Source organism: Ureibacillus terrenus (assembly GCF_006569205.1).
GTDB classification, from domain to species: Bacteria; Bacillota; Bacilli; order Bacillales_A; family Planococcaceae; genus Ureibacillus; species Ureibacillus terrenus.
Window position 1 is genome coordinate 267820 of the sequence record NZ_VIGD01000001.1, and the last position, 26550, is coordinate 294369.

Annotated in this window: 27 protein-coding genes and 1 riboswitch; of the genes, 2 read left to right on the forward strand and 25 right to left on the reverse strand. The window is 41.4% G+C overall.

Features of this window, described 5'->3' with window-relative positions; all coding sequences use genetic code 11:
• Positions 1 to 6: 6 nt before the first annotated feature.
• From der to FKZ59_RS01435, 13 genes are all read right to left on the reverse strand, one after another.
• Positions 7 to 1320, reverse strand: a complete 1314-nt coding sequence (der, locus tag FKZ59_RS01375; protein WP_141600939.1) for a ribosome biogenesis GTPase Der — start codon at positions 1318 to 1320, stop codon at positions 7 to 9.
• Between the two features lie 127 nt (positions 1321 to 1447).
• On the reverse strand, positions 1448 to 2590 hold the full coding sequence (gene rpsA, locus FKZ59_RS01380) for a 30S ribosomal protein S1 (RefSeq protein WP_141600940.1): 1143 nt from the start codon (positions 2588 to 2590) through the stop codon (positions 1448 to 1450).
• 125 nt (positions 2591 to 2715) lie between these two features.
• On the reverse strand, positions 2716 to 3390 hold the full coding sequence (gene cmk, locus FKZ59_RS01385) for a (d)CMP kinase (RefSeq protein ID WP_141600941.1): 675 nt from the start codon (positions 3388 to 3390) through the stop codon (positions 2716 to 2718).
• A 118-nt stretch (positions 3391 to 3508) separates the two neighbouring features.
• Positions 3509 to 4162 (reverse strand): flagellar brake protein, encoded by a 654-nt coding sequence (locus tag FKZ59_RS01390; RefSeq protein ID WP_141600942.1) that lies wholly within the window; start codon positions 4160 to 4162, stop codon positions 3509 to 3511.
• Positions 4163 to 4237: 75 nt separating this feature from the next.
• Positions 4238 to 5524 carry a PepSY1/2 domain-containing protein gene (locus FKZ59_RS01395; RefSeq protein WP_141600943.1) on the reverse strand — a complete coding sequence of 429 codons (1287 nt, stop codon included), beginning with the start codon at positions 5522 to 5524 and terminating at the stop codon, positions 4238 to 4240.
• A 12-nt stretch (positions 5525 to 5536) separates the two neighbouring features.
• The gene (gene sleB, locus FKZ59_RS01400; protein WP_141600944.1) at positions 5537 to 6337 is read right to left on the reverse strand and encodes a spore cortex-lytic enzyme; all 801 of its coding nucleotides are present in this window, start codon (positions 6335 to 6337) and stop codon (positions 5537 to 5539) included.
• Positions 6338 to 6685: 348 nt separating this feature from the next.
• Complete coding sequence (prsW, locus tag FKZ59_RS01405) at positions 6686 to 7360, reverse strand: glutamic-type intramembrane protease PrsW (protein ID WP_141600945.1); 675 nt, start codon at positions 7358 to 7360, stop codon at positions 6686 to 6688.
• A gap of 137 nt (positions 7361 to 7497) precedes the next feature.
• Positions 7498 to 8460 (reverse strand): fumarylacetoacetate hydrolase family protein, encoded by a 963-nt coding sequence (locus tag FKZ59_RS01410; RefSeq protein WP_141600946.1) that lies wholly within the window; start codon positions 8458 to 8460, stop codon positions 7498 to 7500.
• Between the two features lie 166 nt (positions 8461 to 8626).
• Positions 8627 to 9619, reverse strand: coding sequence for a YpdA family putative bacillithiol disulfide reductase (locus FKZ59_RS01415; protein ID WP_141600947.1), 993 nt, complete (start codon positions 9617 to 9619; stop codon positions 8627 to 8629).
• 70 nt (positions 9620 to 9689) lie between these two features.
• Positions 9690 to 10448 (reverse strand): metallophosphoesterase, encoded by a 759-nt coding sequence (locus tag FKZ59_RS01420; protein WP_141600948.1) that lies wholly within the window; start codon positions 10446 to 10448, stop codon positions 9690 to 9692.
• A gap of 96 nt (positions 10449 to 10544) precedes the next feature.
• Positions 10545 to 11267 (reverse strand): LysM peptidoglycan-binding domain-containing protein, encoded by a 723-nt coding sequence (locus tag FKZ59_RS01425; protein WP_141600949.1) that lies wholly within the window; start codon positions 11265 to 11267, stop codon positions 10545 to 10547.
• Between the two features lie 112 nt (positions 11268 to 11379).
• The gene (locus FKZ59_RS01430) at positions 11380 to 12822 is read right to left on the reverse strand and encodes a RecQ family ATP-dependent DNA helicase (RefSeq protein ID WP_141600950.1); all 1443 of its coding nucleotides are present in this window, start codon (positions 12820 to 12822) and stop codon (positions 11380 to 11382) included.
• The gene (locus tag FKZ59_RS01435) at positions 12813 to 13853 is read right to left on the reverse strand and encodes a helix-turn-helix domain-containing protein (RefSeq protein ID WP_141600951.1); all 1041 of its coding nucleotides are present in this window, start codon (positions 13851 to 13853) and stop codon (positions 12813 to 12815) included. The genes FKZ59_RS01430 and FKZ59_RS01435 overlap by 10 nt, the downstream gene beginning before the upstream one ends.
• Before the next feature lie 110 nt (positions 13854 to 13963).
• Between FKZ59_RS01435 and FKZ59_RS01440 the strand changes: the two genes are divergently transcribed.
• Positions 13964 to 14212 carry a ferredoxin gene (locus FKZ59_RS01440; protein WP_141600952.1) on the forward strand — a complete coding sequence of 83 codons (249 nt, stop codon included), beginning with the start codon at positions 13964 to 13966 and terminating at the stop codon, positions 14210 to 14212.
• A 59-nt stretch (positions 14213 to 14271) separates the two neighbouring features.
• Here the strand turns inward: FKZ59_RS01440 and FKZ59_RS01445 are convergent, their stop codons facing one another.
• Entirely contained in the window at positions 14272 to 14946 is a 675-nt protein-coding gene (locus tag FKZ59_RS01445; RefSeq protein ID WP_141600953.1) for a DUF1129 family protein, read from the reverse strand.
• Positions 14943 to 15269 (reverse strand): PadR family transcriptional regulator, encoded by a 327-nt coding sequence (locus tag FKZ59_RS01450; protein ID WP_141600954.1) that lies wholly within the window; start codon positions 15267 to 15269, stop codon positions 14943 to 14945. The genes FKZ59_RS01445 and FKZ59_RS01450 overlap by 4 nt, the downstream gene beginning before the upstream one ends.
• Positions 15270 to 15492: 223 nt before the next feature.
• Here FKZ59_RS01450 and fabI point away from each other — a divergent pair, with 223 nt between their 5' ends.
• Complete coding sequence (fabI, locus tag FKZ59_RS01455) at positions 15493 to 16269, forward strand: enoyl-ACP reductase FabI (protein ID WP_141600955.1); 777 nt, start codon at positions 15493 to 15495, stop codon at positions 16267 to 16269.
• Positions 16270 to 16362: 93 nt separating this feature from the next.
• Here the strand turns inward: fabI and FKZ59_RS01460 are convergent, their stop codons facing one another.
• The 10 genes from FKZ59_RS01460 to resA all read right to left on the reverse strand — a co-directional run bounded on the left by FKZ59_RS01460 (position 16363) and on the right by resA (position 26491).
• Positions 16363 to 16659, reverse strand: a complete 297-nt coding sequence (locus FKZ59_RS01460; RefSeq protein WP_141600956.1) for a cupin domain-containing protein — start codon at positions 16657 to 16659, stop codon at positions 16363 to 16365.
• A 45-nt stretch (positions 16660 to 16704) separates the two neighbouring features.
• Positions 16705 to 17355: a peroxiredoxin family protein gene (locus FKZ59_RS01465; RefSeq protein WP_141600957.1), complete on the reverse strand. Its 651-nt coding sequence runs from the start codon at positions 17353 to 17355 to the stop codon at positions 16705 to 16707.
• Positions 17356 to 17475: 120 nt separating this feature from the next.
• A complete protein-coding gene (locus tag FKZ59_RS01470; RefSeq protein ID WP_141600958.1) occupies positions 17476 to 18057 on the reverse strand; it encodes an ECF transporter S component in 582 nt (193 codons plus the stop codon).
• Positions 18058 to 18267: 210 nt separating this feature from the next.
• A riboswitch (FMN riboswitch) is annotated at positions 18268 to 18403 on the reverse strand.
• A 142-nt stretch (positions 18404 to 18545) separates the two neighbouring features.
• Complete coding sequence (locus tag FKZ59_RS01475) at positions 18546 to 19745, reverse strand: hypothetical protein (protein WP_141600959.1); 1200 nt, start codon at positions 19743 to 19745, stop codon at positions 18546 to 18548.
• A complete protein-coding gene (locus FKZ59_RS01480) occupies positions 19735 to 20268 on the reverse strand; it encodes an RNA polymerase sigma factor SigX (protein WP_141600960.1) in 534 nt (177 codons plus the stop codon). Before FKZ59_RS01480 ends, FKZ59_RS01475 begins: the two co-directional genes overlap by 11 nt.
• A 195-nt stretch (positions 20269 to 20463) precedes the next feature.
• Entirely contained in the window at positions 20464 to 22242 is a 1779-nt protein-coding gene (locus FKZ59_RS01485) for an ATP-binding protein (protein WP_141600961.1), read from the reverse strand.
• Positions 22235 to 22951, reverse strand: coding sequence for a response regulator transcription factor (locus tag FKZ59_RS01490; RefSeq protein WP_141600962.1), 717 nt, complete (start codon positions 22949 to 22951; stop codon positions 22235 to 22237). Before FKZ59_RS01490 ends, FKZ59_RS01485 begins: the two co-directional genes overlap by 8 nt.
• A gap of 161 nt (positions 22952 to 23112) precedes the next feature.
• A complete protein-coding gene (gene ccsB / locus FKZ59_RS01495; protein WP_141600963.1) occupies positions 23113 to 24294 on the reverse strand; it encodes a c-type cytochrome biogenesis protein CcsB in 1182 nt (393 codons plus the stop codon).
• Positions 24291 to 25943 carry a cytochrome c biogenesis protein ResB gene (gene resB, locus FKZ59_RS01500; RefSeq protein WP_141600964.1) on the reverse strand — a complete coding sequence of 551 codons (1653 nt, stop codon included), beginning with the start codon at positions 25941 to 25943 and terminating at the stop codon, positions 24291 to 24293. Before resB ends, ccsB begins: the two co-directional genes overlap by 4 nt.
• A 14-nt stretch (positions 25944 to 25957) precedes the next feature.
• Complete coding sequence (resA, locus tag FKZ59_RS01505) at positions 25958 to 26491, reverse strand: thiol-disulfide oxidoreductase ResA (RefSeq protein ID WP_141600965.1); 534 nt, start codon at positions 26489 to 26491, stop codon at positions 25958 to 25960.
• Positions 26492 to 26550 lie beyond the last annotated feature (59 nt).

The window sequence follows — 26550 nt, forward strand, 5'->3', positions numbered from 1 at the left end:
CGCTATTTACTCACGTGCACGTGGTATGATACGAATCGGCGTCCCTTCAAAATCAAAGGTTTCACGAATTCGGTTTTCCAAAAAACGAAGATAAGAGAAATGCATAAGTTCCGGATCGTTGACAAACGTTACAAAAGTAGGCGGCTTTACGGATACTTGGGTCGTATAATAAATGCGCAATCGTTTCCCTTTTTCGGTCGGTGCAGGATTTCTTGCAATCGCATCTTCGATGACATCATTCAGGATGGAAGATTGGATGCGCATTGCATGGTTTTCGCTTACCCGTCTGACCAACGGAATAATTTGATGCAAACGTTGTTTCGTTTTGGCCGAAACAAACACAATCGGCGCATAATCCAAAAATAAAAATTGATTTCGAATCGCTTTTGTAAATTCATTCATCGTTTTATCATTCTTTTCAATCGCATCCCATTTGTTCACGACAATGATAATGCCTTTCCCCGCTTCGTGGGCATATCCCGCGATTTTTTTATCCTGCTCCTGTATTCCTTCTTCCGCATTTAAAACGACAAGCACTACATCAGAACGTTCGATTGCTCTCAATGCCCTCAAGACCGCATACTTCTCCGTGCTTTCATACACTTTTCCCTTTTTCCTCATTCCGGCCGTATCGATGATGACATAATCTTGCCCATCATAAGTATACGGCGTATCAACGGCATCCCGTGTAGTTCCGGCGATATCGCTGACGATGACCCGTTCCTCTCCAAGGATAGCATTGACCAGCGAAGATTTTCCTACATTTGGTCTGCCAATTAATGAAAATTTTATGACATCATCCGCATAGTCATCTTTGTATTCTTTAGGAAAATATTTTGCGCATTCATCCAATAAATCCCCAATTCCTATTCCGTGGGAACCGGAAACCGGAATCGGATCGCCAAATCCTAAGGCATAGAAGTCATAAATGGATTCCCGCATTTCCGGGTTATCAATTTTGTTTACCGCCAATACGACAGGTTTATTCGTTTTATAGAGCATTTTTGCGATTTCTTCATCCTGGACCGTAACCCCTTCGCGTCCATTCGTCAAAAAGATAATGACATCCGCCTCTTCCATGGCAATTTGCGCTTGGGCGCGAATATGTTCCATAAGGGGCTCGTCCCCGCCTAAATCAATTCCACCTGTATCGATGATGTTGAATTCATGGTTCAACCATTCCGCCGAACTGTAAATGCGGTCCCGGGTTACCCCTGGGACATCTTCCACTATGGAGATTCTTTCTCCTACAATCCGATTGAAAATGGTTGATTTCCCCACATTTGGACGTCCTACGATGGCGATTACTGGTTTTGTCATCTGTCCTTCATCCTTCCAAATTCTTATCTTTTGTATTATACACAAAATCTCATGGTTTATCATATTTCGACATAACGGACATAAAAAAAGCGCACTCCTAGAAGCACGCATTTTTTCATGATATTGATTAAGATTGTTCCTTCAATTTCTTCAACTGATCGCCAATCACTTCGCTGATGGAGAATCCTGTCGCTTCCTCAGGCAACTCATAATTAATTTCCTCTTTAGGATTTTCTTCAAGGGCTTTGATACTTAAGGAAAGCCGTTTTTCCTTTTCATTGACATCCAGCACTTTCACTTGAACTTCTTGGCCTTCTTTTAGCACTTCATGCGGCGTATTGATATGTTTTTGGGAAATTTGTGAAATATGGACCAATCCTTCCACACCAGGGAACACTTCAACAAAGGCGCCAAAGGATACCAACCGTTTCACTTTTCCAGTCAACACTTGGCCTTTTTCAACCCGCTCGGCGATATTTTCCCATGGTCCAGGCAATGTCTCCTTAATTGATAAGGAAATTCTTTCGTTTGCAGGATCTACGGAAAGGACTTTCACTTTTACTTCCTGTCCTTCTTTAAGGACCGTGTTGATATCTTCTACATGTTCATGGGCAATTTGTGAAATGTGCACCAATCCGTCAACTCCGCCGATGTCCACAAAAGCGCCGAATGGGGCGATCCGTTGAACCGTGCCGTTTAAGATGTCTCCCGGTTTTATGCTTTCAAGCAATTCTCTCTTTCTATTTGCCTTTTCTTCTTCCACAACCGCGCGGTGGGACAATATTAAACGGCCTTTCTCTTTATCCAATTCTGTAATTTTAAATTTTAGCGTTTTTCCTTTATACCCTTCCAAATCTTCTACAAAATGATCTTCTACTAAAGATGCAGGGACAAATCCCCGTACTCCCAAATCGACGACAAGTCCGCCTTTGACAACGTCTTTTACTTCAGCTTCAAAAGATTCTCCCTTTTCATAAAGTTCTTCCAATTTATCCCAAGCTTTTAAAGCATCTACTTTCCGTTTTGAAAGTACAAAATTTTCTTCCTCGATTTTCGTAATCATCAATTCCAGCTCATCGCCTACAGACACCACATCGGATGCTTTTTCTACATGCAGGCTGGAAAGTTCGCTGATTGGTACTATTCCATCAAAGGGTGCTCCTTCTATTGAAACAATGACGGCTTTATCTTCGACTTTCACGGCAACCCCTTTTACAATATCTCCCTCATGGAATTCTCGATTCAAGCCAATGTTCATTTCCTCGGACATATGTAACCCTCCTTCGCATCTTACAATCTCTATTTTATTAGAAATTCCATATAAACACAAAATTTTTTCCTTATAGATAAAATATTTCCTATTTTATGAATAAAATACGCAAAATGAAATGAAGATTATTCCATTTTTTCTTTTGCCAGATGCAATATTTTCTCCGCCACTTCTTCGATGGACAAATCGGTTGTATCCAAGTAGATTGCGTCTTCCGCCTGTACTAAAGGAGAGATTTCCCGTTCCATATCCTGTTTATCACGAAGGGCAATCTCCTCTTTCAATTTTTCAAAGTCGGAAGAGATGCCTCTTTTTTCATTATCAAGCAGCCTGCGTTTCGCCCTCTCTTCAACCGAAGCGGACATAAAAATTTTCAATTCCGCATCTTTTAATACATTGGTTCCAATATCCCTGCCATCCATTACAACCGCTCCGTCTTTTGCGAGCTGCTTTTGTATTGCCACCAGAATTTCGCGGACTTTTCCAATGGCCGCCACTTTTGGGACATTGGCGGTCACTTCATGTGAACGGATTTTCATTGTGACATCCTTTCCATCCAGAAAAACAAGTTGTCCATTTGGGGAAGGCTTCAATTCAATCGTTGTTTTCAAAAGCATTTCTTCCAGCTTTTTTTCATCATTTAATTCTATGTTTTCCTGTAGGGCTTTATACGTTACGGCACGATACATCGCACCCGTATCGATGTAAGTGAATCCTAATTTTTCCGCTACAATTTTTGCGATGGTGCTTTTTCCGGCTCCTGCAGGTCCGTCAATAGCGATTTGTATATTTTTTTTCATAATGCTCCTACTTCCTCCAATGTTATCGTTTTTACCTCACTAATTCCGTAGTTTATCACAAGTTTTGCAATTGTATCGAAATAATTTATGCACAAAAAAAGCCCTCCAATAAATTTGATTATCGGAGGTATAGCATCTCCTTCATCATGACTTGGCGTTCGAAACAGAAACGAAGGATTTGTTGCTGATCCACTTCATCGGTATCCAGATATTGAAAAGACGCCAATGGTTGTTCATCCTTATAAAAAATCCGGATTACCCTTGCATTCGTTTGAATATATTGAATATCCCCATTTTTGAATGGCAATACAATGGTCAATTTTACAATATTCCCCTCAGCAAACGGCAGTGCTTCGGGCAATTTTAAAGCAACTCCTCCGGCACTGATATCATTTGCCACGCATTGGTAAAATTGATTGCCATATTCTACAGCGACATCCACGGGAGTCTTCACCCGCACAAATTCCCTTCTCTCGATTTTCAAAAATTCATCTTCTGGCGGGCAGGAAAGCTTAATCATGGGAATCCTGTCCATGATCCGGCCAATGACTTCCGTCTGAAAAGCGAAAATGCTCCGGTCTCCGTTTTGCAAAATTCCCCGGTACCGGGAACCGTCCAAAAGATAAACGGTTTTGTTCGTCCTCATATTAACCGGGTACGTAATATAAATGACATCCTCTTTTTTATCGACTATTTTGCATTTTAATAAATCTCCCGCTTTTTCCGGAAAAATTGGTTCCAATGTGAGGAATGCCCCTATTTTAAATTCCATTGAAATCCGCCTCGCAAAATCATGATAGTTCCATTATGGCATGAAATCCGGCGAATTTCCAGGGCATTTGAAACATTACGGCAATTGTTCCACTTTTATGACATCGTGGTTTTCCGTATCCACAACTACACGATACGTTTTATTGCTGTCATCTTTGAACCGGGCAATGACTTCATAACATAATCTCAATTGATATGCTTCATTTTCCGTATAGATGAATCGTTCCTGTTCCACGATTGTATTTGGTCTGAAGAATTTTTTCCAATCAATCGGAATGACCGGCTGATCCTTAATGTTTTCTTTCTGTACATATTCCATTGCATTTAATCCCAATAATTCGCCGCTGTCTTTTGATATCTTCATTTGTATGCCGTCCGGATAAACAATCGCACGATGTTTCCCTGCTACCCTGGCAAGGCGCACATGCCAGGATTCATGGTTTTCCTGCATTTCAATGATTTCCAGATCATCATAACCGGCCCGCTGGATAAATTGTTTTGTTAATTCTTTCACTTTTTCCTGAGTCACATTCTTATCAGGCTGCACCGGCCGCTCCGAGAGGAATGAAATGAGGTGCCCCCCTTTGACCGTGATATCCGCATATCCAATGCAGCTTCCTTTCACAAATTGAATATGATAGAAAGGGTATGGGGCATCTTCTTTGCTTCTTGAAACCGTATAGGTCGCATCTTTAATTCCCGGCACCAATTTCTCCAGCACTTTGATTGCTTCGTCTTTCGTAATTTCACGATCTCTGATATGTTTCAAGTCCCTTTTTTTCAGCCAGTCCGATTCACTCGTTGTTAACGGAAAGTCCTTTTCGGTATATGTTTTTAAATTTGATGCTATATTCTTGAATGGCGATTCTTCAAGATCCGCTTTTGCAACTTGCTGCCATTTATCGAAGTTCCGATCGTTTTCAAAAAATTGGGCTGTTGCAACAGTCCATTCATCTGTCAATTTCTCCAAATTTTGATGGACCACTGTCATTTTCTTTTGCCATGATTCATAATCGCCCTCTGTCGCAGCTCTCTTGGCTTCATCTCCTATTTTTCCAAGGTAGCGGAGCCATTGGTTTGCTACATCCGGATTCAAAGGTAAATTGCTGATGGATGAGCGCAACTCATTGCTTGTTCTCCAAATATTATCCAATTCATTCTGCAATGCCTTTTCGTCCTGAAAAAGCAGCGATTGGGCCACCGAACGCTGCAAATAGCTCAACTTTTCGCTGGCATTGGACAAAGAGTTTGTATATTGGGCATGAATCGTTTGTTTCAGTTCCTGATTATCCGAACGCACTTCATACGCATAAACCCCTAATGCTAGCACAGCTATGGAAAGCAGATATACTAAACTTTTCATATTGTCTCTCCTTTAATAGCAAAAGATGTGATTGCCGATTTGTTTTATTTGTGGTCTTGTCCAAATCCACTTGCTTGTTGCAGTTTTAGGGTTGAAGTAATAAAGGGCATTTTCGGATGGATCCCATCCATTCATTGCATCAAGCACTGCCTGCTTCGCTCTTTCGTTCGGCGTCAGCCAAATTTGGCCATCCGCTACAGCCGTAAAAGCACCTGGCTGGAAAATGATTTCAGAAATCGTATTTGGAAAGTCGGGTGATTCGAGCCGGTTTAAAATGACGGCCGCCACTGCCACCTGCCCCTCATAAGGTTCTCCTCTCGCTTCCCCATACACCGCATTGGCCATCAGCTGTAAATCCCGTTCCGTGAATTTTGCAGGCAGCTGATAACTTTTGCTTTTTGAAGCCCCGGTTTTGCCTTTCTTCACTTGTTGATCGAGTGGAATGCCGCCATAATACGTAAATTCACGACCTGCATTAATTTGTGCATGCACCCATTCGCGATCGAAATCGCTGTTATTGACCAGCACTTTTTTCGTTTGAGGACCTGCAATACCGTCCACTTTCAATCCGTAACTTTCTTGGAAGTTTCTCAATGCCCAGTAGGTTCCCCAACCGAACTTTCCGTCAATTTTTCCGTGATAGAACCCCAAATATTGAAGTCTTGCCTGCAATTCAATGACATCATCGCCGAAAGCTCCCCTTTCAATCACTTGATTTGAAAAAGCGGAAGATTCTTCCGGCTTCATAAGAGGAATGGCACCAATTAATAAAGCCAATAGCAAAACAGCGATGAACGTTTTTCTCCTCTTCATCAATCTCACTCCTTTTTCATAGCATGTTTATATCGGAAACTTTTATGCACCTGTCCTGAAAAATGGCCGTTTTTCCAATCTGTTCGGCCGGTCAGGAATTATTATGCACGTTGAAGCGAATTTTATTTGATTCATTTGAAAACCTTGAATTTACAACTATTTCCGGAACCGAGAAAAATTCTCCAATGATCTGCGACGAAAAATTGAAACAACCAAAAAACCGGAACTTCAGATTGTATGAAGTTCCGGTAACTGTTTTTTCTTGCGCTCTGTTTAATACATTATTTCATTTGAACCATCAAAAAAATAAAAAAGACCTAAAAGCAAACCGTCACTTTTAGATCCCAGCTAAATTTTATTTTGTTCTATCAAATGCTTGATTAAATGTTCGTGGGCCAACTTCACTTTTTTCAAAGCAAACCACCATAAAAAAAGCATAAAAGGCGTCATTAAATAAATCCAATAATCTTCAAACACCAGGATAGAATTATAGGCAAAATGCAAAAAGAAAGGCGCCAATAATGAAAGTGCCAAATATTCCTTTGAATAATTCGTTTTCGTAAACTTGCTTTTCCCGAAATAATAGCCCATCACCACACCAAACAGGGCATGGCTGGAAACAGGAAGCAATGCGCGCATAAAGGCCGTATCAATCCCGAATGTCAACAAATAAAGAATGTTCTCCATTGTGGCAAATCCCAAAGATGCAGCTGCTCCATACAAAATGCCGTCATAAGGATCATCAAATTCCACATGCCGAAAAACAAAGGCAAAAATGATGAACCACTTAAAAAATTCTTCCAACGCACTTGAAAAAACGGCATTGAGGAGAAATGGATTCGAAATGAGACTTTCTTCCTGCATGACATGCTGAATAAACATGATGGGAAAAGTGATCAACAATCCAAAAATAAATGTCCGAAAAAGCGTTTTGCGAGGTTCCGTCTCCATCTGGTTTCGCAAATAGAAATAACTGAACAGTGCACAACCTGGAGCAATCGCAGCAGAAAGTAAAATAATCAATATCGACGCTCCCTTCCTTATCAACACTATTTTATAGTATTACAGGATGTTTTTAAAGATTGGGGAAATAAATTTTCTGAACTTTAAAAAAAGCGGCGTGAAATGATGCCGCTTTGATCATCTTTTTGGAACAGGCCTTATTTCGACAGTCTTCTCTCCAAAACCACTTCATTCCGTTGGGTTCCCAAATGAATTCCGCCTGCGCCGTAAATGGTCGCTTCCACCATGTCGCCCTCTTTTAAATATTTACATGAATCGTGCCGGTCAATAATGTTTTTCTTTTCGTCATAACCGGTGCTTAAACTTGATAGCAAGGACATTTCATCCTGGGAAAACTGCATCGCCACACCGCCCGGAGTCCCTGTCAACAATAAATCCCCCGGCGAAAGGTCCATCACTTGCGCCAACTCATTCAATGTTTCAACCGGCTTATACAGCAACTGGCTGGTATTCGCCTTTTGCCGAATTTCCCCGTTCACCGATAATTCCAGTTCCAATTGGAATATTTCATGGATTTCATCGGGTTCCGGCACATACACATAAGGACCAACCGGACAAAAAGTACGGAAACTTTTCCCTTTCAACCATTGATGCTCCAAAAATTGTATATCCCTCGCGGAAACATCATTCGCAATGGTTACGCCCAGAATATATTCATGCAAATTATCTTCTTCGATCCTGGAACATGGATGAATCTCTTTTTTCAAAACAATCGCCAATTCAATTTCGTAATCCAATAATTTTACCCTTTCCGGCTTCACAATCGGATCATAAGGGCCGGAAATGGAACTTGCCGCTTTGGAAAAAATTAAATTAAAAGGCGGCTTTTGAACATCCACTCCCGTTTCTTCACGATGGCTGGAATAATTGACTCCCTGGCAAATAATTGCATTTGGGGTAACGGGCGCAACCAGCTTCACCTCATTGATTGAAAAACTGTTGTCCTTTTGTTTTTCGGTGATTTCCCGAAGATCATTCAAATAGTGGCGCATCAGTTCCTGCAACGTATTGACATTGGAAACCGGAATGATCTGATCATCTTCTTTTACTCCCCAGAACATTTCTCCCATTTTTTCAAAACGAACAAGATAAATCCCCATAAGACACCTCTTTCAAAATTGTTAATTGCTTCCATTCTTAAAGAGAATTGTAAATATGATAAAACATATTTTCAATATTTTTCGAAAAATAAGTGGATATAGGTTTTTTCGACGCAAAAAGAGCGGACTGGGAAGGCCTTTCCCAATCCGCTCTTCTCCGGAAGGATTATACACGCTCATTGTTGGTTACATAGTTTCTTTTTTTCTCAATCGCCTTTGCAATATAGGCCCCATGGAATCTTCCGTTTTCAATGAAAATTTCATTGGCGTTATTGCCGGCAGCAAGCACCCCTGCAATGAACAAATTTTCGATATTCGATTCCATTGTGTCCGGATCATATGTAGGTCTGCCTGTTTCGTCATCAATCGTGACGCCCATTTTTCGGATGAATTCATGATCCGGATGATAGCCGGTCATCGCGAAGACGAAATCATTTTTAATGACAGTTTCTTTCCCTTCGATATTTAAAACGACTTCTTTTTCCCGGATCTCTTTCACTGTTGTATTGAACAGCATCGTGACATAACCATTTCGGATGAGAGATTGAAATTCCGGCAAAATCCAAGGCTTGATGCTAGGGGAGAAATCGCTGCCACGATAAGCGACCGTCACGCGAGCCCCGGCCTTTTGCAATTCCATTGCCGCATCGACCGCTGAATTTTTTCCGCCCACAACCAGAACATCCGTATCAAAATAAGGATGGGCTTCTTTAAAATAATGGAATACTTTTGGCAAATCTTCGCCGGGAACATCCATATAATTCGGATGATCGTAATAGCCGGTTGCAAGAACTACATAAGGTGTTTCATATTGGGCTTTATCGGATTCGACAACAAATAATCCGTCCGGGCGTTTTTCCACAGAAAGCACTTTTTCAAAACGATTCACATGGATATTTTTCAGTTTTACCACTTCACGATAATAGGCAAGAGCCTGGTTTCTCGTCGGTTTCCGTTGCTCCGTAATAAACGGGACATCGCCAATCGCCAACCGGTCGCTTGTAGAATAGAACGTTTGGTGAGTCGGAAAATGATAAAGGGCGTTTACGATATTCCCCTTTTCGATGACCACCGGCTTCAAACCGATTTTTTGCAGTTCAATCGCCGCCGACAAACCACAAGGGCCCCCTCCGACAATAATTGCGTCTACTTTCTGCATGACAAACAACTCCTTAATTATTTAAAAAAACTACTATTTTATATTATAACGCGAATTGTCAATCCTTTGTTCAATATGAAGAGCGAAAGTTTAAGCAAATAATGTGGCACTCCGGTTTTGCCCCCAATCGCAACGGAAGCATCGTTGTCCCATAACCGTTGCTGACAAGGATATATGTGCCTTCTTGAACGGTCAATGAACCTTTTGGATAAATGCCAAACGGGCCTAACCGAATTTGCCCCCCATGGTAATGTCCTCCCAAACAAACATCCGCATGGAAATTTTTCATGCTTGAAAACAGAACGGGATTGTGGGATACAAAAATGACTTTATCTTGGGGACGGCATTTTTTAAAGGCCAATTCCGGACGGGCATTGCTTGTCGAAACATCATCAACGGCGCTCAGCCAACATCGATTCACCATGCCCGGCAATAAAACCGCATCATTTTCCACAATTTGGACACCCGTCTCTTGAAAAATCTTCCTTAGACGCTCCTCCCCGACTTCCCGGTCGTTATTTCCCCAGACAAAATAGACGGGAGCCAATGATTGCAAAAGGCGAAGATTCCGATAAATTTTTGAGATAGGGGTCCTCTTGTCCGCCAAATCTCCGCCAATAATCACCGCATGGATCGGTTCTTTAATGTTTTGGATCATTTTCTTGTTAATGGATCGTGTATGAATATCAGATATAAAAAAAATTGTAAATTTTTCTTTCTTTCCCTCTATCGGAATCTCATGGCGAACAACATGATTTTCAAACGCTTTTTTCATCATAAAAAGGAACATTCCGGTGCAAAAAATGAAAAATGCAGTCAATCCCAACATATCATACCCCTCTCGGCAAAAACAAAAAGACGTGGTGGGTTACCATCGTCTTTTCAAGCCACTGGCATACATTAATGTATAATATTTTATAGAATTTTATTCCGGAATGACAAGCGTTTGTCCAGGGGTGATGATATCGGAAGACAAATGATTCGCTCTTTTAATTTTTTCAACACCGCTGATTGGATCGCTATAGTATCGCTTCGCAATACGGAATAACGTTTCATTTGCACTGACAGTATGTATTTTTGTTTTTGGCTGGGACGGAGCAGGTGTTTTTGGTTCTTGTGGCGTATTGTTTTCGGCTTTCTTTGGAGTTTCTTTTTTTTCGGCCGGTTTAGTTGCGGTATGATTTTCCGTTTCGTTATTGCCGTTTTTTTCCAACTGTTCATGTTTTGCTTCTTTTTTTGCTGCCTGTTCTTTGGACTCGTTATTGCCTTCTTTTTCTGCAGCCTGCTCTTTGGATTGCTCATCGCCCTCTTTTTCAGCCTTTGGAGCCGATTCTTTCTTTTCGTTTACTTCCGCTTTTTTCTCTGTATTTTTGGATGATACCGCATGATTCCGTTCCACTTCCACCAAATTTTCATCCTCTTTGTCCACCGAAACTTCCTCTTCCGGATTCCAAAAGAACCATACGTAAATTAAAATGACTAACGGGATTCCGATCAAAATGAACGTTAAATTTCTTAATAATGCCATTTCTTTCGGCTTCTTCATTTTTTTGCGGCGCTCGCTGCGGCTCAGTCTTGTTTTTTCATCATTTAATTCTATCGATTGGCGGTGTTCTTCTATTTTTTTGCGATAATCTTTCCCGTTCATATGGCACCTCCATCTTACTTATTTTATTATGACGAAAAGAGAAGAAAAAGTAAATGAGGGGGCCTTTCTATTTTCAGAGATTTTTGCCGGAAATAAGAATATTGTTATATTTTCAGTCAGTTCCCAGCAAAATTTGTCGCAACCTGATCTGCCATGTAAATGTTTTTTTCTTCAAATGGGTTTCTGTCCTTGGCAATAGGAACTCTCCATAATCGATTCCGCAATGTTCGCAACAATGTTCCGGTTTTCGCTCCAGCTTTTGCCCGAAGTAATGCACCAGCTGCTCCCGAATGCATCCTTCGCTTTTAATAATGGATAACATGTCATTGATGGAGCGGTATTTCTCCATGACCATTTGCCGGAAAATCGATTTCACTTGTTCTTTTGGATAAAGGCCCATCCAATAGTGCAGCACCCGAAAAGATGTTTCCGAAATCAACCCATTGTGCATCATTTCTTTCGGATGTATGTTTCTTCTCACGTATTCATCGTATAACTCCATCTGGGCTTCATTCGGCAAGTCTTCCCCCGCAATGAAACGGACCACTTCTTCGTCCCCATCTGAGTACAGCAGAATGGCAACGGCATCCTTCCCGTCACGGCCGGCCCTTCCAACTTCCTGCATGTAATCCGCCACGTTTGATGGCATCGTATCATGGATGATTTGCCGTACATCCGCTTTATGAACTCCCATGCCAAAAGCGTTTGTAGCAACGATCCAATCCAAAGCGCCCTCTATAAATTGCTGCTGGATAAATTGGCGGTCTTCCGCATCTTTGCCGCCATGATAAGATGAAGCGGAAAGACCGAGTTCCAATAAGAGCGATGCGATTTCATCCGTTCTTTTTCTGGAACGGGTATAGATGATGCCCGGCCCTTGCGTATGGGATACATGGTTCAGAAGCCATTGCGTTTTTTCTTCTTTTGATGGAAAGATTTTTTTGCCATATCGGATATTGGGACGATCGACGGAATGAATATATTCAAACGGTTCTTTCATCTTTAAAAATCGGCGTATGTCTTCAAGCACCTTTTCCGTCGCTGTCGCAGACAAGGCCAAAACCGGAGGACGGTTTTCTTTCAATACGTCCCCGATTTTCAGATAATCCGGGCGAAAATCGAACCCCCATTGGGAAATGCAATGGGCCTCATCCACAACAATGAGCGCCAGTTCCAATTGGTTCAGCCTGTTTTTGACCTGCGGCTGCACCAGCATTTCCGGTGAAATAAAAATAAAACGAAAGTTGTGCAAAGAATTCATGACATGCTGTTTTTGCTGCCGGTTCAAAAAAGAATTGAGGGCGACTGCCCGTTTCTCTCCAAACTGTTTCATTTGGTCCACCTGGTCCTGCATAAGGGAAAGCAGAGGAGAAATAATTAATACCGGTTTGTTCAATATGTATGCCGGCAGCTGGTAACATAGGGATTTCCCCATGCCGGTCGGAAGCAAAGCAATGGTATCCCTTCCATTTAATAATTGTTCGATCACTTCCTTTTGGCCGGGCCGGAATGATGGGTAGCCGAAATGTTTTTGCAGCAGCTGTTCTAATTGCATACCGTTTCACCTCTTACCAATGCAAGGCGCAATTGAAAATATGATAAATGGGGCAATGCCTCGTGAAGGAATTTCAATTTTTTTGACTGGTAATGTTGAACCGCTTTGAGCACTTGTTCTATATCTTCCCTTTTGATAAATCGTTCGATCGGGAACGACGGATCGTTGATGGCCAACTCAACCAAATGGTCTTCAATTGTGCTTTTCTTTAATTTCCGAATTCGGCTGATTTGCTCAATCGAATATCCTTGCCTGAAAAGAAGAACCGTATGGTAGGCAGATTCCGTCAAAGGAACCTCCACCCGGATATCTTGAGCCATCTCAAATAAATATGGATATTGCCCTTTGCCAACCAAAATTTCATTGAGCCATTGGTGAAGGCAAGCCACATACATGATCTGGACATCCAATTCAGGCATCTCCAATTCCCTGCTGATTTGCTCCCAGGTGAAGCCGGGCATACGGATGCCGGTTAAGCGCTTTACCACAATTTCCTTTGCCTGCTCGCTGATTTTGGCTCTTCCCAGGCTTTGCAACATTTCATCGTACAGATTATGGGCGAGAAGACCTGATTTGTAATGATTTTTTATTAAAAAACTCCGAACCCATTGCTGTACGCTTTCATCCTTTTGGATCGGATTAAAGGACATCACTTCTTCCCGCGCATGGGATAAGCTTTGTACGATTAAAGAGAGCCTTGAGAAAAAAATATGTTCATTTCCCCTATATTGCCAGCCGTTTAAAGGCAAAGGCTCATGTTGCCGGAGAAACCGTAATCCCTTTTCGGTCAGTTGAAAACTCTTCTTTGTTATGTGGATGAAATGTTGTTCAACAAGATTTTGAATTTCTTCATCATATTTATTTCTTGAAAGTTTTGGAAGAATGCCAAAGTATGGATGCAAGCGGAAGATGCCCACATCCTGTATCGTTTGTCCGGAACGTTTTCCTTTCAGCAGATGATACGGGGAAGAAATGGTCCGTTCTTTTTGTAGAATTTTTAAAATATCTAAGACTAAATACCGAAATATCAAATCAGAACCTCCAATTTTATGGTCTTAATGTTGAAAAGTCCTATAAACAGATTTAGAATAATATAGAAGCTTTAACATGGAAGCCCGATAGATAAAGGAGAGATTATAATATGCCAAAATATACAATTGTAGATAAAGATACATGCATCGCATGCGGCGCTTGTGGTGCGGCCGCCCCGGATATTTATGATTACGATGATGAAGGCATTGCCTATGTTATTTTAGATAATAACACGGGGACTGCGGAAGTACCAGAAGATTTGCTGGAAGATATGCAGGATGCTTTTGAAGGCTGCCCGACAGATTCCATCAAAGTGGCAGACGAACCTTTTGATGGCGACCCTTTGAAATTTGAATAAAATAAAAAAAGGTGCATCGCTCCAGGATGCACCTTTCTTCGTTTCGGCATGAATTGTTTCTATGCATTTTGTTCCCGCATTTTCTTTAATAGGTAAGAAGCAAGCAGCAAGAAGCAGCCCATTCCAAATACTGTATAATAAGAAACTTCAAATGTCGGCCCGAAAGGCGGAACCGCAAATTTCACGATCAGACCGAGCGCAAACAACCCGCCGGCAATAATGGAATATAATATTGTGATGCCTTTTCTCTTTTTTTGTTCCCGGAAGGTTCCATTCTTTAATATTTTTAAAACAATATAGATGAACATTACAATCGCTCCAACAAGGAGGATACCGGATACGATTAAAGTTCCGGCATAAACGGTCTGGTCTTCTTTCTTAAAAAGGGGAAACAATCCTACGATTGCGAAGTACCAGCCAAAAAACGTAAACAAAATTTCTAAGGCAAATTCCATTTGATGTTTCCACGATTCTTTCGGCAAAGCGGCAAGAATTTCATCCGCCAACTCTTTCGGATTTTTCCCGAACACTGTTTCCGCCGTTTTTCCTTCTTTCTGCGCCTCCAATAAATGATCCAGCATCTCAAGCAACACTTCTTCCACAGCCCGTTCATCCTTCGATAAATTCGCACGGATGTATACAAGTAAATCTTCATAATATTTTTTATTTTCGGGCAATAACAGCTCCCTTTTTTCATTGTTTTGTTGAATCAGTTCCTTTATCGGAATTTTCATGTTTCATCACTCCCTAATATTGTTTCAATAGATGAAGACAAAACTTTCCATTCTTTCCGGATTTCCTTGAGCGCCTCTTTTCCCTTTTCGGTAATGAAATAATATTTGCGGTCGGGCCCCGAATCGGAAGCCCTCATTTCGCCGACAATAAATCCATTTTTTTGAAGGCGCAACAATACCGGATAAATGGTCCCTTCACTGACCGCCAAACCGGCCTGTTCCAGTTTTTTCGAAAGCTCATAGCCATAAACTTCGTATTTTTCGATAATTGCCAAAATACAGCCATCCAGAACCCCTTTTAACAACTGGCTTCGTATGGACAAATATGTCACCCCGCATTTAGTGATGAGAATCAGGAATCATATTCCAATGAAATATCTTGCATTGCAAGATATTGACCGGTTATCTACCTTGCATTACAAAGTATCTATTTTCACTATATTGTATTGCAAAATAGTTGTCAATAGTTATTATTGATTTTTCTTGCAATTGCTGTTAATATTTTAGTAGTTGGTGCTAATAACTGATGTTAAAGGAGTCAAGTCCATGGATGTATTAAATTTAAAGGATAAAAATATTGTTGTCATGGGAGTTGCTAATGAAAGAAGCATTGCCTGGGGAGCGGCGAAAAAGCTGTTGGAAGTTGGAGCAAACGTCATTTTTACGTATCGGAAAGACCGCTCAAAAGCAAAAATAGAAAAACTTTTGGAAGACTACAAAGAGAAAAAAACGGCCGTCATTCAATGCGATGTCAACAGCGATGAATCCATCCAGACAGCATTCGGGCAAATCGGCGAACAGTTCGGCGTCATCCACGGAATTGTGCATTCTGTCGCTTTTGCCCATGCTGAAGATTTAAAAAACCGTTTTGTGGAAACTTCCCGTGAAGGATTTGCCTTCGCATTGGATACTAGCGCTTATTCCCTGATCGCGGTGACAAGAGCTGCGCGGCCATTTATGACGGAAGGCGGCTCGATCGTAACCATGTCTTATCTGGGGGCAGAACGGGTTCTTGAAGGATATAACGTCATGGGCGTTGCGAAAGCCGCTTTGGAAGCATCCGTCCGTTATTTGGCTGCAGACTTAGGAAAAGAAGGCATCCGCGTCAATGCCATTTCTGCCGGAGCGATCCGGACGCTGGCGGCAAAAGGCGTTCCAAGCTTTAATGAAGCTTTGCATCGTTATGAAGAAGTTTCACCATTAAAACGCAACACAAATAAAGAAGAAGTTGGAGATATGACGGTTGTGCTCCTCAGTGATCTTTCCCGCGGCGTGACAGGGGAAACGGTATACGTCGACTCCGGTTACCATATTATGGGATAATGATAAACTGAATGGAACAAAAATAAAACAACATTTTCTCTTGTGAGAAAATGTTGTTTTTTTATCGATTGAAACTATTGCCGTCCAAAACCTTTATTTCATTTTTACAACAATAATGTCGGCATCATGTTTTGCAATTAAGCTGTGCTTTTCTTTCGGTTCCATGTGCAGCAATGTTTCATTCGTCAATTCAACCGTTTCTTCTTCCACCGTAAACTCCACTGTCCCTCTGCGGACAATGATTAACACATCCCCGTCGGCGAAATGGGACGGAATCGACTCGCCGGATTTCAGCTGAATGTTCATCACTTGCGCTTTTTCTATGTCGAGGACTTTTCCGACTTGCTTGTTTTTCTCTTCAAGTACATATGGTGTTGAAATGACTTTCATCCAATATTCCTCCAATCCATTTCTTTCTATTATAAAACATATTGTTTACTGAAATCTTTTCGATAACATGTCTTTTGTGACCGGGCCGACTATTTTTTCTGTAACCTTCCCTTCTTCGTTGATGATAAAACTCGTGGGAATTGTCATGATTTGATAACTCTCAGATACTTCCCCTGTCTCATCCAGCAAAACCGGAAACTTCAATTGATATTGGGCGGCAAACTTTTTTACGTCATCCTTCGACCATTCCTGATCGGTAACATTGATTGCCAAAATTTCGATATTGCGTTTTTTCGCATATTGTTCATAGAATTCGCTCAACTGGCGCATTTCTTCTTTGCATGGAGGGCACCAGCTCGTCCAAAAGTTGATTAAAATTTGTTTTCCTTTCAAATCGGATAATCGAATGGTATCGTTTTTCAAAGTTCTCAGTTGGAAATTTTTTGCCTCAAAATCCGCTGAATGAAAAGCGGTTTCCAATTGCCCATCATGATGATGGCCATCCGTTTCTTCCAAGGTTTCACGATCATGCGGCTCCTCTAATCCTAAATTTTGATACAAAAAATCGATGAACTCTTCTTCCGTGAAAGTCTCCTCTCTTCCTTTTTCACCCTTGATGAAGTGGGAATAGATTGTCCATACGAATGCGCAAATCAATAACAAAAAAAAGAAAATGGACCGTCTCGTTCTTTCCATCACACCATCCTTATAACCTTTCTCTTAACAACTATATGTATCCCTTTATCAAGTAGTACCATGTGCACAAATTTTAAAATTGCCAAAAATAAAAGACGGGATTTCCCCGTCTTCTTTACTCTATTGTTTTTGAAGCAAATATTGGGCTCTTTGGTTTTCAATCCATCTTCTCATCGTTCTGAACAGCATCATCACAAGCACCATCAACATGATTCCTTTTATGAAATTAAACGGCAGGATGCCAAGAACAATCATTTCTTTTGCGTCAAATCCGCCCATTCCAAGAAAATATGTGTACATTGGCAGAAACGCGACGTAATTTAAAATGCTCATCCCGATGGCCATTGTGAATGTGCCGGCAATCAGCCCCATCATTAAACCTTTTAAGGAGCCGGATTTTTTATAAAGATAATAGACCGGCAAAATGAAAAGGAGTCCAGTCGTGAAATTCGCTATATGTCCTACCGGCACCCCCGTAGGTGCACCGATAAAAATCCAATTCAATATATTTTTGATCAGTTCCACAATAATGCCGGCGACAGGTCCCATTATAATTGCCGCAATCAATGCAGGGACATCGCTGAAATCAATTTCCAAAAACACAGGAAAATACGGCAACGGAAAGTTCAAAAACATTAAAATGCAGGAAATGCTCGAAAGCATCGCGATTGTTATGAAAGATTTCAATTTCATTTTGTTCATCAGCACTCTCTCCTCTTTGCTTATTTCATCCGCAAGAAGAAAGGTACTAGTCGGCTTCGTTGCAATTAAAAATCCCTTATGCAAACATGCATAAGGGAGAAAATGTACAACATGTGACAACACATGACCATAATAATTTGTCTATTGGACCAAGCAAAAAAGCCAATAGAAAGCAAGCCATGTGCAAAAACACACATAACGAAACGACTGTACCATCTTCTCCCATCCAGACTATACTGTCGGCTTTGGAATCTCACCAAATCCTGCTCATAAAGAGCTCGCGGGCTTAAGAACGCGAAGTTCTAACACCGCCGGTCGGGAATTTCACCCTGCCCCGAAGATGATTTAATCCTTATTAAATTTAATCCTATTATAGGAGAATTCCGAGTATTTGTAAAGGAATTAATTAGAAATATTTTGAATACTTTTTTCTCTTATTGTCCTAAAACCTTCTGATCCGTAATCGCACTTTCAAAACATAAGCATTTTTAATTCATTAAAACCGTATAGGGCAATTTATTTGGACCCGCCGGAATCGGCAACGGCTTTCTAAAATCAAAGCCTTGCCAATCCGATTGCACGATGTTTTCAAATTGCACGGACTTGCCAAATCCTGCTGCCGTCAACAACATCCCTTCAATCATTTGCATCGCTTCCACCTGGTTATAATTGGATAAATCCAAAGGGTTGGAAAACGTAACCCTCACAACCCCGTTGCTTTCAACTGCAGAATAATCAGCATTCGGCAGAATGACGGAGCGATAAATATCGTTTGTGCTGGTTTTCAATGCTTCCATCGCTTGTTCAACCGTCGGGAACGTTTCTCTAAAATTTGGCGCCAGAAACTCAGACCCGTCATTTTGAACATATTTAAAATACGCATATTGCCGCGTTTCCGGACCCATTTGGAGCGGGTACTCTTCCCCCACTTCCTTGAATATCAACGGCTGATTATTTTCATCGACAAATTCGATTTTTCTATAATCCGTAAAAGTATCAATCAAAGAAGCGTAATAGGTCGAAAGGGTTGCGGAAGCCGTATCATATGGATGATTTTCCGGCAATTTATGGACTACGGTATCACCCCGTTCACTGATTTCCCCCGCATATGGGTGATATTCCATAAATCCTAATAGCCTTTCGTTCAAACGGGATGCATAAACATTATAAAGTTCTACTTGAGTCGGATCGGATTTCCCGAAATCTCTTAGAATCTGTGTATTCGGAATTAAAATGGTCACCGGAATGCTGTCCGCGTCGTCGCTTGCAAGACCAATCCGGAAAAGGGTGTTTCCTTCCAATTCTTCCGGATAAACGGCCGTTTTCAAATCCGCCATCGTTGTAATTGATGAATCCAATTGTTCCTGTTGCCCCTTTTGATTATAATCAAAAGTTTTCATCTCCTGATTCGGGGGCGTATTTGACGCGCCTTCAGGCTGTGTTGTCTCGTCAGTCGCCGGATTTTTTATCAACAAAGGAAGGAGTATGGCAATAAACACTACGGCACACGCCGCAATCATCCACGGGATGATTTTATGATGTTTCTTTTTCTCAGGAGGCTCTTCCTCAAAAATCCCGTCCTTTTTTAAACGTTCAAATACTTCTTCTTTCGAACGGGTATCATGAATTTTTGGAATTTTTGATAATAGTTCTTCAATGCGTTTGTCATTCCAATCCTCATGATTCATGTTGCTTCGCCTCCTTATTCTGTGATAATAGCTCCCTCAATTGTTTGATTGCCCGGTGCTGGGTCGTTTTCACTTTTCCTTCAGTCCAATTTAGAATTGCAGCGGTTTCCGCTATGGACAATTCCTGGAAATATCGCATAATGATCACCAATTGCTGGTCCCCCGTGCATTTTTCCAAAGCCCCCAATACTTGCCTCGTTTCATCGTTTAATTCCAAAAAAAATTCCGGTGATTTCATTGGGGACACAAGTTGTTCCTTTTCCCAGTCAAACGCATCATAGGAGCGTGTGGCACGCACAGCCTTCTTACGGAAATAATCAATTGCCACATTTTTTGCAATGGAAAAAAGCCAGGTCTTTTCAGAACTTTTCCCCTGAAAACGTTCGTACGACTTTAAAACGCGCACATAGACTTCATGGGACAAGTCTTCTGCGACCGATCGGTCCTTGACTAAAAATACCAAAAAACGGAACACATCTTGATGATAATGATCATACAGCCGATGGAATATGGATTCTTTCAATCCATGACACCTCGATCCCTTATTGAGTTTGTCGTTTAAAAAAACGAAACGTTTCACTTCCTGAGCTGATTTCCGCAGAAACTTTTTTCGGAAACAAAAAAGAATCCGCTTCTACTCCAGGCCAAATAGGGGACAAACTTGCTTTTTGTCTTTTCTGAACTTCTTTACCTGGAGTATCCACGGATTCTTAACCATTTACAACGGCAAATAGAATGTAAAGGTCGTCCCTTTTCCGACTTCACTATCTACCCGTATATTCCCATTATGCGCTTCCACAATATTTTTTACGATGGCAAGTCCTAGGCCTGTACCCACTTTTTTGTTGCGAGTTCTTGCTTTATCCGCCTTATAGAACCGTTCGAAAACAAACGGCAGATCTTCTTTTGAAATTCCTTCCCCGGTATCGGACACTTGAACTTTCAAATAAGACAACTCTTGTTGCAGCGATACCGTTACACTGCCATCTGCCGGCGTATGGCGGATTGCGTTGTCGATCAAATTTGTCAACACTTGTTCGATTCTGTCTTCATCGATATTGATTACCGCATCATCCGGCATTTCTGTATGGAAGTTCAAATGAATATGATTTTCCTTCGCCACTTGGCTGAATTTTTGGGTAATCCGTTCAAAAACCGGGTTGATTGGAACGGTTTCCTTCACCAATGTCTCATGTCCGGATTCCATTCGTGCCAAATCGAGCAAATCGGCAACCAAACGGCCCATCCGCTGGGATTCATCATAGATGATTCGGATCATTTCGTTCTTCTCTTCTTCCGATTCAACGACTCCATCAATAATGGCCTCGGAATAACCTTGCAACATGGCAATCGGCGTTCTCAATTCATGGGATACATTGGCGATAAAGTCCGAACGCAATTTATCCAATTTAATCTGTTCCGTCATATCCCGGATGACGGCGATGGCACCGCGAATCGCCTGACCGCTGCTTTTCAGCGGGCTGATGGTGATCCGGTAATAGGAACCGTCAATTTCCAGGTCTTCCTCCAGCTTGTCTTCAAAATTCAGAACATGATCCAACATTTCATACAATTCTTCCGGCAAGAATAATTCCTTATCCATGCCGTTTCGAATGAACCAGCGCTGTAATAGCCGTTCCGCAGGAGGATTGCTCAACAAAATGGTTTTATCTCGGTTAAACGAAATCACCGCATCCGTCATCGATGTCAGAATGCTGGAAAGTTGTTCTTTTTCTTGGTTGATCACTTCCAAATGATGCTTCAATTGCCGCCCCATTTGATTGAATGCCACCGCCAATTGGCCGATTTCATCGTTCTGATTCATCGGCAGCTGTTCGTCAAATTTTCCTTTGGCGATGTCAAAAGCATATTCACGCATTTTTCGAAGGGGTTGAGTAATTTTGGATGATAAGAAAAAGGCAAAGAAAGTTGTCAGTACAAAGGCGATTATGGCCGAAAGAAAGACGATTTTCGTTGTTTGATTTGTCGTTTCATGAAGTGCCGTCGGGTTCTGGAATATAAACAATCCCCCCTGCACTCCATTCTCTATTGACAATGGGTATCCCAAAACAAAATAGGATTCCATCTTGTCTTCTTCTGTTTGGGATGGCAAAATCATTTGCCGAATAATCGGCTTATTGGAATCAAAGATTTTTTTGAACTCTTCAGATTCCAATAATTCCTTCCTTATTTCTTCCTGATTTTTTCCGGATTGATAACTGGAAATCACCGTATGGTCCTTAAGGGCGATAATGGCATTGGTATCTTCATTCAACAAATCTTTCAATAACTCATCGGTAATTTGATCGATATCCGTATGGGCAACAATGTTTGATATGGTCGTTGCCGCTTGCTTAAGCGAGCTTTCCGCTTGCTTAATATGAAAATCATCAAGAAATTCAAGCATGGCAACCGTGAAAATAAATAACACAAATGAAACGAGAAGCAATATGGTTGCCCATAGCTTCCCGACAATACTATTCCATATTCTAGTCATTGATAACCTCGAACTTGTAACCTACGCCCCATACGGTTACAATCATTTTGGCAGCTTTGTCAGATACGCGATTCAATTTCTCTCGCAAGCGCTTGATATGCGTATCGACAGTGCGCAAATCACCGAAGAAATCATAATGCCATACTTCTTTTAATAATTGTTCCCGGTCAAATACTTTATCAGGTGATTTAGCCAAGAAGTACAGCAATTCATATTCTTTAGGGGTTAAGTTCACTTCTTGTCCATCACATGTTACACGGTGTGCATCATTATCGATTGTAAGATGAGGGAATACGACGATATCTCTCGATGCAGTTGTATTTGACACTTGATTCAATGCGCTGGAGCGTCGTAAAATCGCTTTCACGCGCAAAACGACTTCCCGAGGACTGAACGGTTTTACAATATAGTCATCCGCCCCTAATTCAAAACCTTGCACCCGGTTTGCTTCTTCACCTTTCGCTGTTAACAATATGATTGGCGTTGATTTCTTTTCTCTTAATTCTTCACAAACTTGCAGACCGTCTTTCTCCGGCATCATGATATCTAAAATAACGCAATGATAATCTTTTTCCAACGCCTTTTTTAGAGCGACTTCGCCGTTTTCCGCCTCGTCTACCTCGTATCCTTCCCGTTCTAAATACATCTTTAATAGACGACGAATTCTGTCTTCATCATCTACAACCAAGATCGACACTTTTTCAGACACGATGTAAAACCCCTCTCTTTGCATTATCTACTATAAACATTGTACAATTTTATGAAAAAAAATTAAAGATAAATAAAGAAAGGCCTTCCCAAAAGAGGAAAGGCCTTTCACAAATTCTTAAAATTTTGTCATATATTCACGAAATTTGAAGTATATAGGAATTATGCATATGAATGTAGACCTGCAATCACCAGGTTGACAAATACCAAGTTGAAGATGATGATGGCAAATCCGATTAATGCAAGCCAGGCAGATTTTCTGCCTTCCCATCCTTTCGACAAGCGCAAATGCAGATAAGCTGCATAGAAAAGCCATGTAATAAGAGCCCATACTTCTTTTGGATCCCAGCCCCAGAATCGGCCCCATGCTTCCTGTGCCCAAATCATGGCAAAGACGAGAGCCCCCAGAGTGAAAACCGGGAATCCAATCAATACAGAACGGTATCCAATTTCATCCACTAGGTTGGTATTGACTTTTTTCACCAAAGGATTCAGCAGCTCGCAAATACGTTTGCGCACAATGAAACGGTAAAGCAAGTATAGAATCGTACCTGCGATAAATGACCAGACAACTGTTGTCAATTTTTTCGCATTGATATATGGAGGCAATTCCACTAACGGTTCCATTACGCCGTCCGTTTTCAATTCATATTCGTTCATGCCAAACAATGCCGGCATATTATAAACAATCTCCGCCTCCATGCCATTCTTATCAACGTACGTAAACTCCGCCTCATACCCCATGGTGCGGAATGTTAATGTCACAACGACAAATCCGATAATCACGACGAAAAGATATAAAATTGCTTCAAGCCAAAAACGTTCTTTTGATTTTTGTTTCGGATCGACTTCTTTCAATAGGTAAACAAGCCCAGCCACCGCGCTGATGGCCAAGATCGCCTGCCCGATTGCCGCGGTCACGACATGGAGAGTCAACCAATGGCTTTGCAACGATGGAACAAGCGGCGTCACATCCGTCGGGAACATCGTCGCATAGGAAATAAAAAGTATGGCGATTGGCAATGCCACCAATCCAAGGGTTTTGACCCGATAAATAAAGTAGATTAACAAAAACGCCCCCACCAAAAACATACCAAATGCTGTTGTAAATTCGAACATATTGCTGACAGGAGCATGTCCCGCATAAATCCAGCGGGTGATGAAATAACCCAGTTGTGCAATAAACCCGACAACGGCTACAACAATACCCGCTTTGCCCCATTTTTCCGCTCTGCTGGCTGCGCCATCATTCCGCTTGATGGAACCCGCAATCAACACAGTTCCTAAAATATATGCAAAAAATGCGATTAACAGCAGATTGCTGCTTATATCAATAAGACTCATTCGACATCGTCACCTTCCCTTTTCGTTTCATCATTCTCTTCAAGCTGGTCGATATATTGAGGTAAATGAGCATATTCCGTTACAACATTTAAATCTTTTTTCAAACCAAACCAGTTTTTGTTTGTATGAGCAGCAAGCAAAAGAGTGCCGTCTTCCAGTTGTTGTACCCACAGGCGACGATGATTCCAGTAAGAACCAATTGCTAGCCCAATCAAGAAAACAATTCCGCCAACAATCAAGATCGGGATGGTTACATCTTTTTTGATGGCCAATCCTGACACATTTCTTGTTTCTACATTTTTAAATGTCATTTTATATTCATTATCCCCTGCTTCAACAGGTGCTGCACCAATGGATACGAAACTGATCTCCCCTTCCGGCTTGTCCGGAGTAATCATTTTGAATACAAACGCCGGATTATTAGGATATTGGGAAGCCGTTTGCGGAATCCCGTCCTTTAAGCCGGAAAAATCAGGATAATAGTTTAATATCTCGACTTTTGTGTTTTCCCCTAAAACATATTCTTTTTCCGGATTTGTCAAATCAATGGTCAACGTTCCGAGAGACTCTCCAGACTGCTTGTTGGTCAACCCGAAAGTCATCGATTTGAATTCATTTAACCGATAATCCATCTGGTAAATGGAATACCCATCATATTTAAGAGGATGGTTTACCCGGATGGAATACTCTTTCACCAAATCCAGATTTTCCGTGTCGCCCAAAACAGCCCCTTCAGGCTGCTTATAAAGCTTTACATCCGATTGATAGTTTTTGGCGATCTTGGAAACTCCCTGTTCTATTTGGGCTCTTGTCGGTTCATTATCATACGTTTCTAAAATAAATTTTTCATTTTCAAGGTAATAACCGTCCATCCCCGGTATTGCTCGGATTTCCCCTTCACGGATCCACATGGCCTCGTCCACATGGAATCCGGGAATAAAACGGAGCATCAGGCCAAACAAAAAGATAATAAGCCCCAAGTGGTTTATGTATGGGCCTGATCGGGCGAAACGGTTTTTCTCCGCCAATAAAGCGTTTCCATCACGGCGCACTTTATAGCGCAATTTTGACATTTTCTCGGCAATTAAATCAAGGGTTTTTGAAGCATCCCCCTCTGTAACGGGTCCGTGGGCGACAATCCGCTGTTTCTTCATGAAGCTTTCGTGGCGCTTCACTCTCTGATTTTTTAATGATTTATAAAGCGGAATGCCCCGGTCAAGGCTCGCCACAATAATGGAAATTGCCAATAGGCCCACTAAAATTTGGTACCACCAGGAATTATAGAGATCGGATAAACCTAGTTCATAATAGAGTTTTCCAAGAGTACCGTAGTTTTGTTCATAATAAAGCGCTTTTTCCGCTTCCGTTGCCGCCTGGATATTAAATTTTTGAGGGAAAAATGTACCAAAGGAAGAAGCGATTAAAGTAATGACGATTAACGATACGCCTACTTTTACGCTGGAAAAGAAATTCCAAATTTTATCGATAATTGATTTGTTATAAGTTTTTGAACGGATGGCCGATCCATCGTATTTCATATCAAGCACCTTTTGGGCTTTCGCCTCTTCCGTCAACGGTCTGCCGCATTTTCCGCAAATCTTGGTTCCGAATGGATTTTCATGGCCACATACGCATTTGACTTTTTCCATAATTTGAAATACTCCTATTCTGGCTTAATTGACTCCATATAAGTTTGAATTTGCTGTTCAGACAATTCACCAGGAGGAATTCTTTTCACTTTTCCTTCCGGATCAATCAGAAAAGATGCAGGCAATTGTCCAACATTATAGGCTTGCATGACGCTTTTTGTTTTATCGATGACCACCGGAAATGTGAGATGTAATTGATCGACATAGTTTTGGACTTCGAAGTTGGATTGGGCGATATTGACTGCCAACACTTGCACGCCCTGGTCTTTAAATTGCTGATATTGGCGTTCCAAGGCCGGCATTTCTTTTTTGCAAGGCTCGCACCATGTTCCCCAGAAGTTCAAAAAGACTCCTTGTCCCTTGTAATCGGATAAACGGTGGGTATTTCCTTCCAAATCGACCAATTCAAAATCCGGGGCCTTATCGCCATCCTGCAAAACTTCCACTTTGTCTTTCGTCGCAGAGTTGTAAATCGTGTAAATTATTGCACAAGCCAACAATCCGAGAATTAACCCTCTGATCACCATGCGCTTCTTTTTCTTGTCCATATGATTGATATCCTCCTTGGAGAGATCAGTAAAATCTCTTTCATTATAGCAAATATTTC

Excerpts from the sequence above, each read along its gene's own strand:
- FKZ59_RS01395 (WP_141600943.1), bottom strand. The coding sequence starts at position 5,524 with ATGAAAAGTTTAGTATATCTGCTTTCCATAGCTGTGCTAGCATTAGGG.
- FKZ59_RS01415 (WP_141600947.1), bottom strand. The coding sequence starts at position 9,619 with ATGCAGAAAGTAGACGCAATTATTGTCGGAGGGGGCCCTTGTGGTTTG.
- FKZ59_RS01475 (WP_141600959.1), bottom strand. The coding sequence starts at position 19,745 with ATGAATCATGAGGATTGGAATGACAAACGCATTGAAGAACTATTATCA.
- ccsB (WP_141600963.1), bottom strand. The coding sequence starts at position 24,294 with ATGAGTCTTATTGATATAAGCAGCAATCTGCTGTTAATCGCATTTTTT.
- rpsA (WP_141600940.1), bottom strand. The coding sequence starts at position 2,590 with ATGTCCGAGGAAATGAACATTGGCTTGAATCGAGAATTCCATGAGGGA.
- FKZ59_RS01485 (WP_141600961.1), bottom strand. The coding sequence starts at position 22,242 with ATGACTAGAATATGGAATAGTATTGTCGGGAAGCTATGGGCAACCATA.
- FKZ59_RS01445 (WP_141600953.1), bottom strand. The coding sequence starts at position 14,946 with ATGAAAATTCCGATAAAGGAACTGATTCAACAAAACAATGAAAAAAGG.
- FKZ59_RS01425 (WP_141600949.1), bottom strand. The coding sequence starts at position 11,267 with ATGAACGGGAAAGATTATCGCAAAAAAATAGAAGAACACCGCCAATCG.
- cmk (WP_141600941.1), bottom strand. The coding sequence starts at position 3,390 with ATGAAAAAAAATATACAAATCGCTATTGACGGACCTGCAGGAGCCGGA.
- FKZ59_RS01390 (WP_141600942.1), bottom strand. The coding sequence starts at position 4,162 with ATGGAATTTAAAATAGGGGCATTCCTCACATTGGAACCAATTTTTCCG.
- FKZ59_RS01430 (WP_141600950.1), bottom strand. The coding sequence starts at position 12,822 with ATGCAATTAGAACAGCTGCTGCAAAAACATTTCGGCTACCCATCATTC.
- FKZ59_RS01470 (WP_141600958.1), bottom strand. The coding sequence starts at position 18,057 with ATGAACAAAATGAAATTGAAATCTTTCATAACAATCGCGATGCTTTCG.
- FKZ59_RS01410 (WP_141600946.1), bottom strand. The coding sequence starts at position 8,460 with ATGGGGATTTATCTTGTTCGTTTTGAAAAAATGGGAGAAATGTTCTGG.
- der (WP_141600939.1), bottom strand. The coding sequence starts at position 1,320 with ATGACAAAACCAGTAATCGCCATCGTAGGACGTCCAAATGTGGGGAAA.
- FKZ59_RS01420 (WP_141600948.1), bottom strand. The coding sequence starts at position 10,448 with ATGTTGGGATTGACTGCATTTTTCATTTTTTGCACCGGAATGTTCCTT.
- FKZ59_RS01440 (WP_141600952.1), top strand. The coding sequence starts at position 13,964 with ATGCCAAAATATACAATTGTAGATAAAGATACATGCATCGCATGCGGC.
- FKZ59_RS01465 (WP_141600957.1), bottom strand. The coding sequence starts at position 17,355 with ATGGAAAGAACGAGACGGTCCATTTTCTTTTTTTTGTTATTGATTTGC.
- resA (WP_141600965.1), bottom strand. The coding sequence starts at position 26,491 with ATGGACAAGAAAAAGAAGCGCATGGTGATCAGAGGGTTAATTCTCGGA.
- resB (WP_141600964.1), bottom strand. The coding sequence starts at position 25,943 with ATGGAAAAAGTCAAATGCGTATGTGGCCATGAAAATCCATTCGGAACC.
- sleB (WP_141600944.1), bottom strand. The coding sequence starts at position 6,337 with ATGAAGAGGAGAAAAACGTTCATCGCTGTTTTGCTATTGGCTTTATTA.
- fabI (WP_141600955.1), top strand. The coding sequence starts at position 15,493 with ATGGATGTATTAAATTTAAAGGATAAAAATATTGTTGTCATGGGAGTT.
- FKZ59_RS01460 (WP_141600956.1), bottom strand. The coding sequence starts at position 16,659 with ATGAAAGTCATTTCAACACCATATGTACTTGAAGAGAAAAACAAGCAA.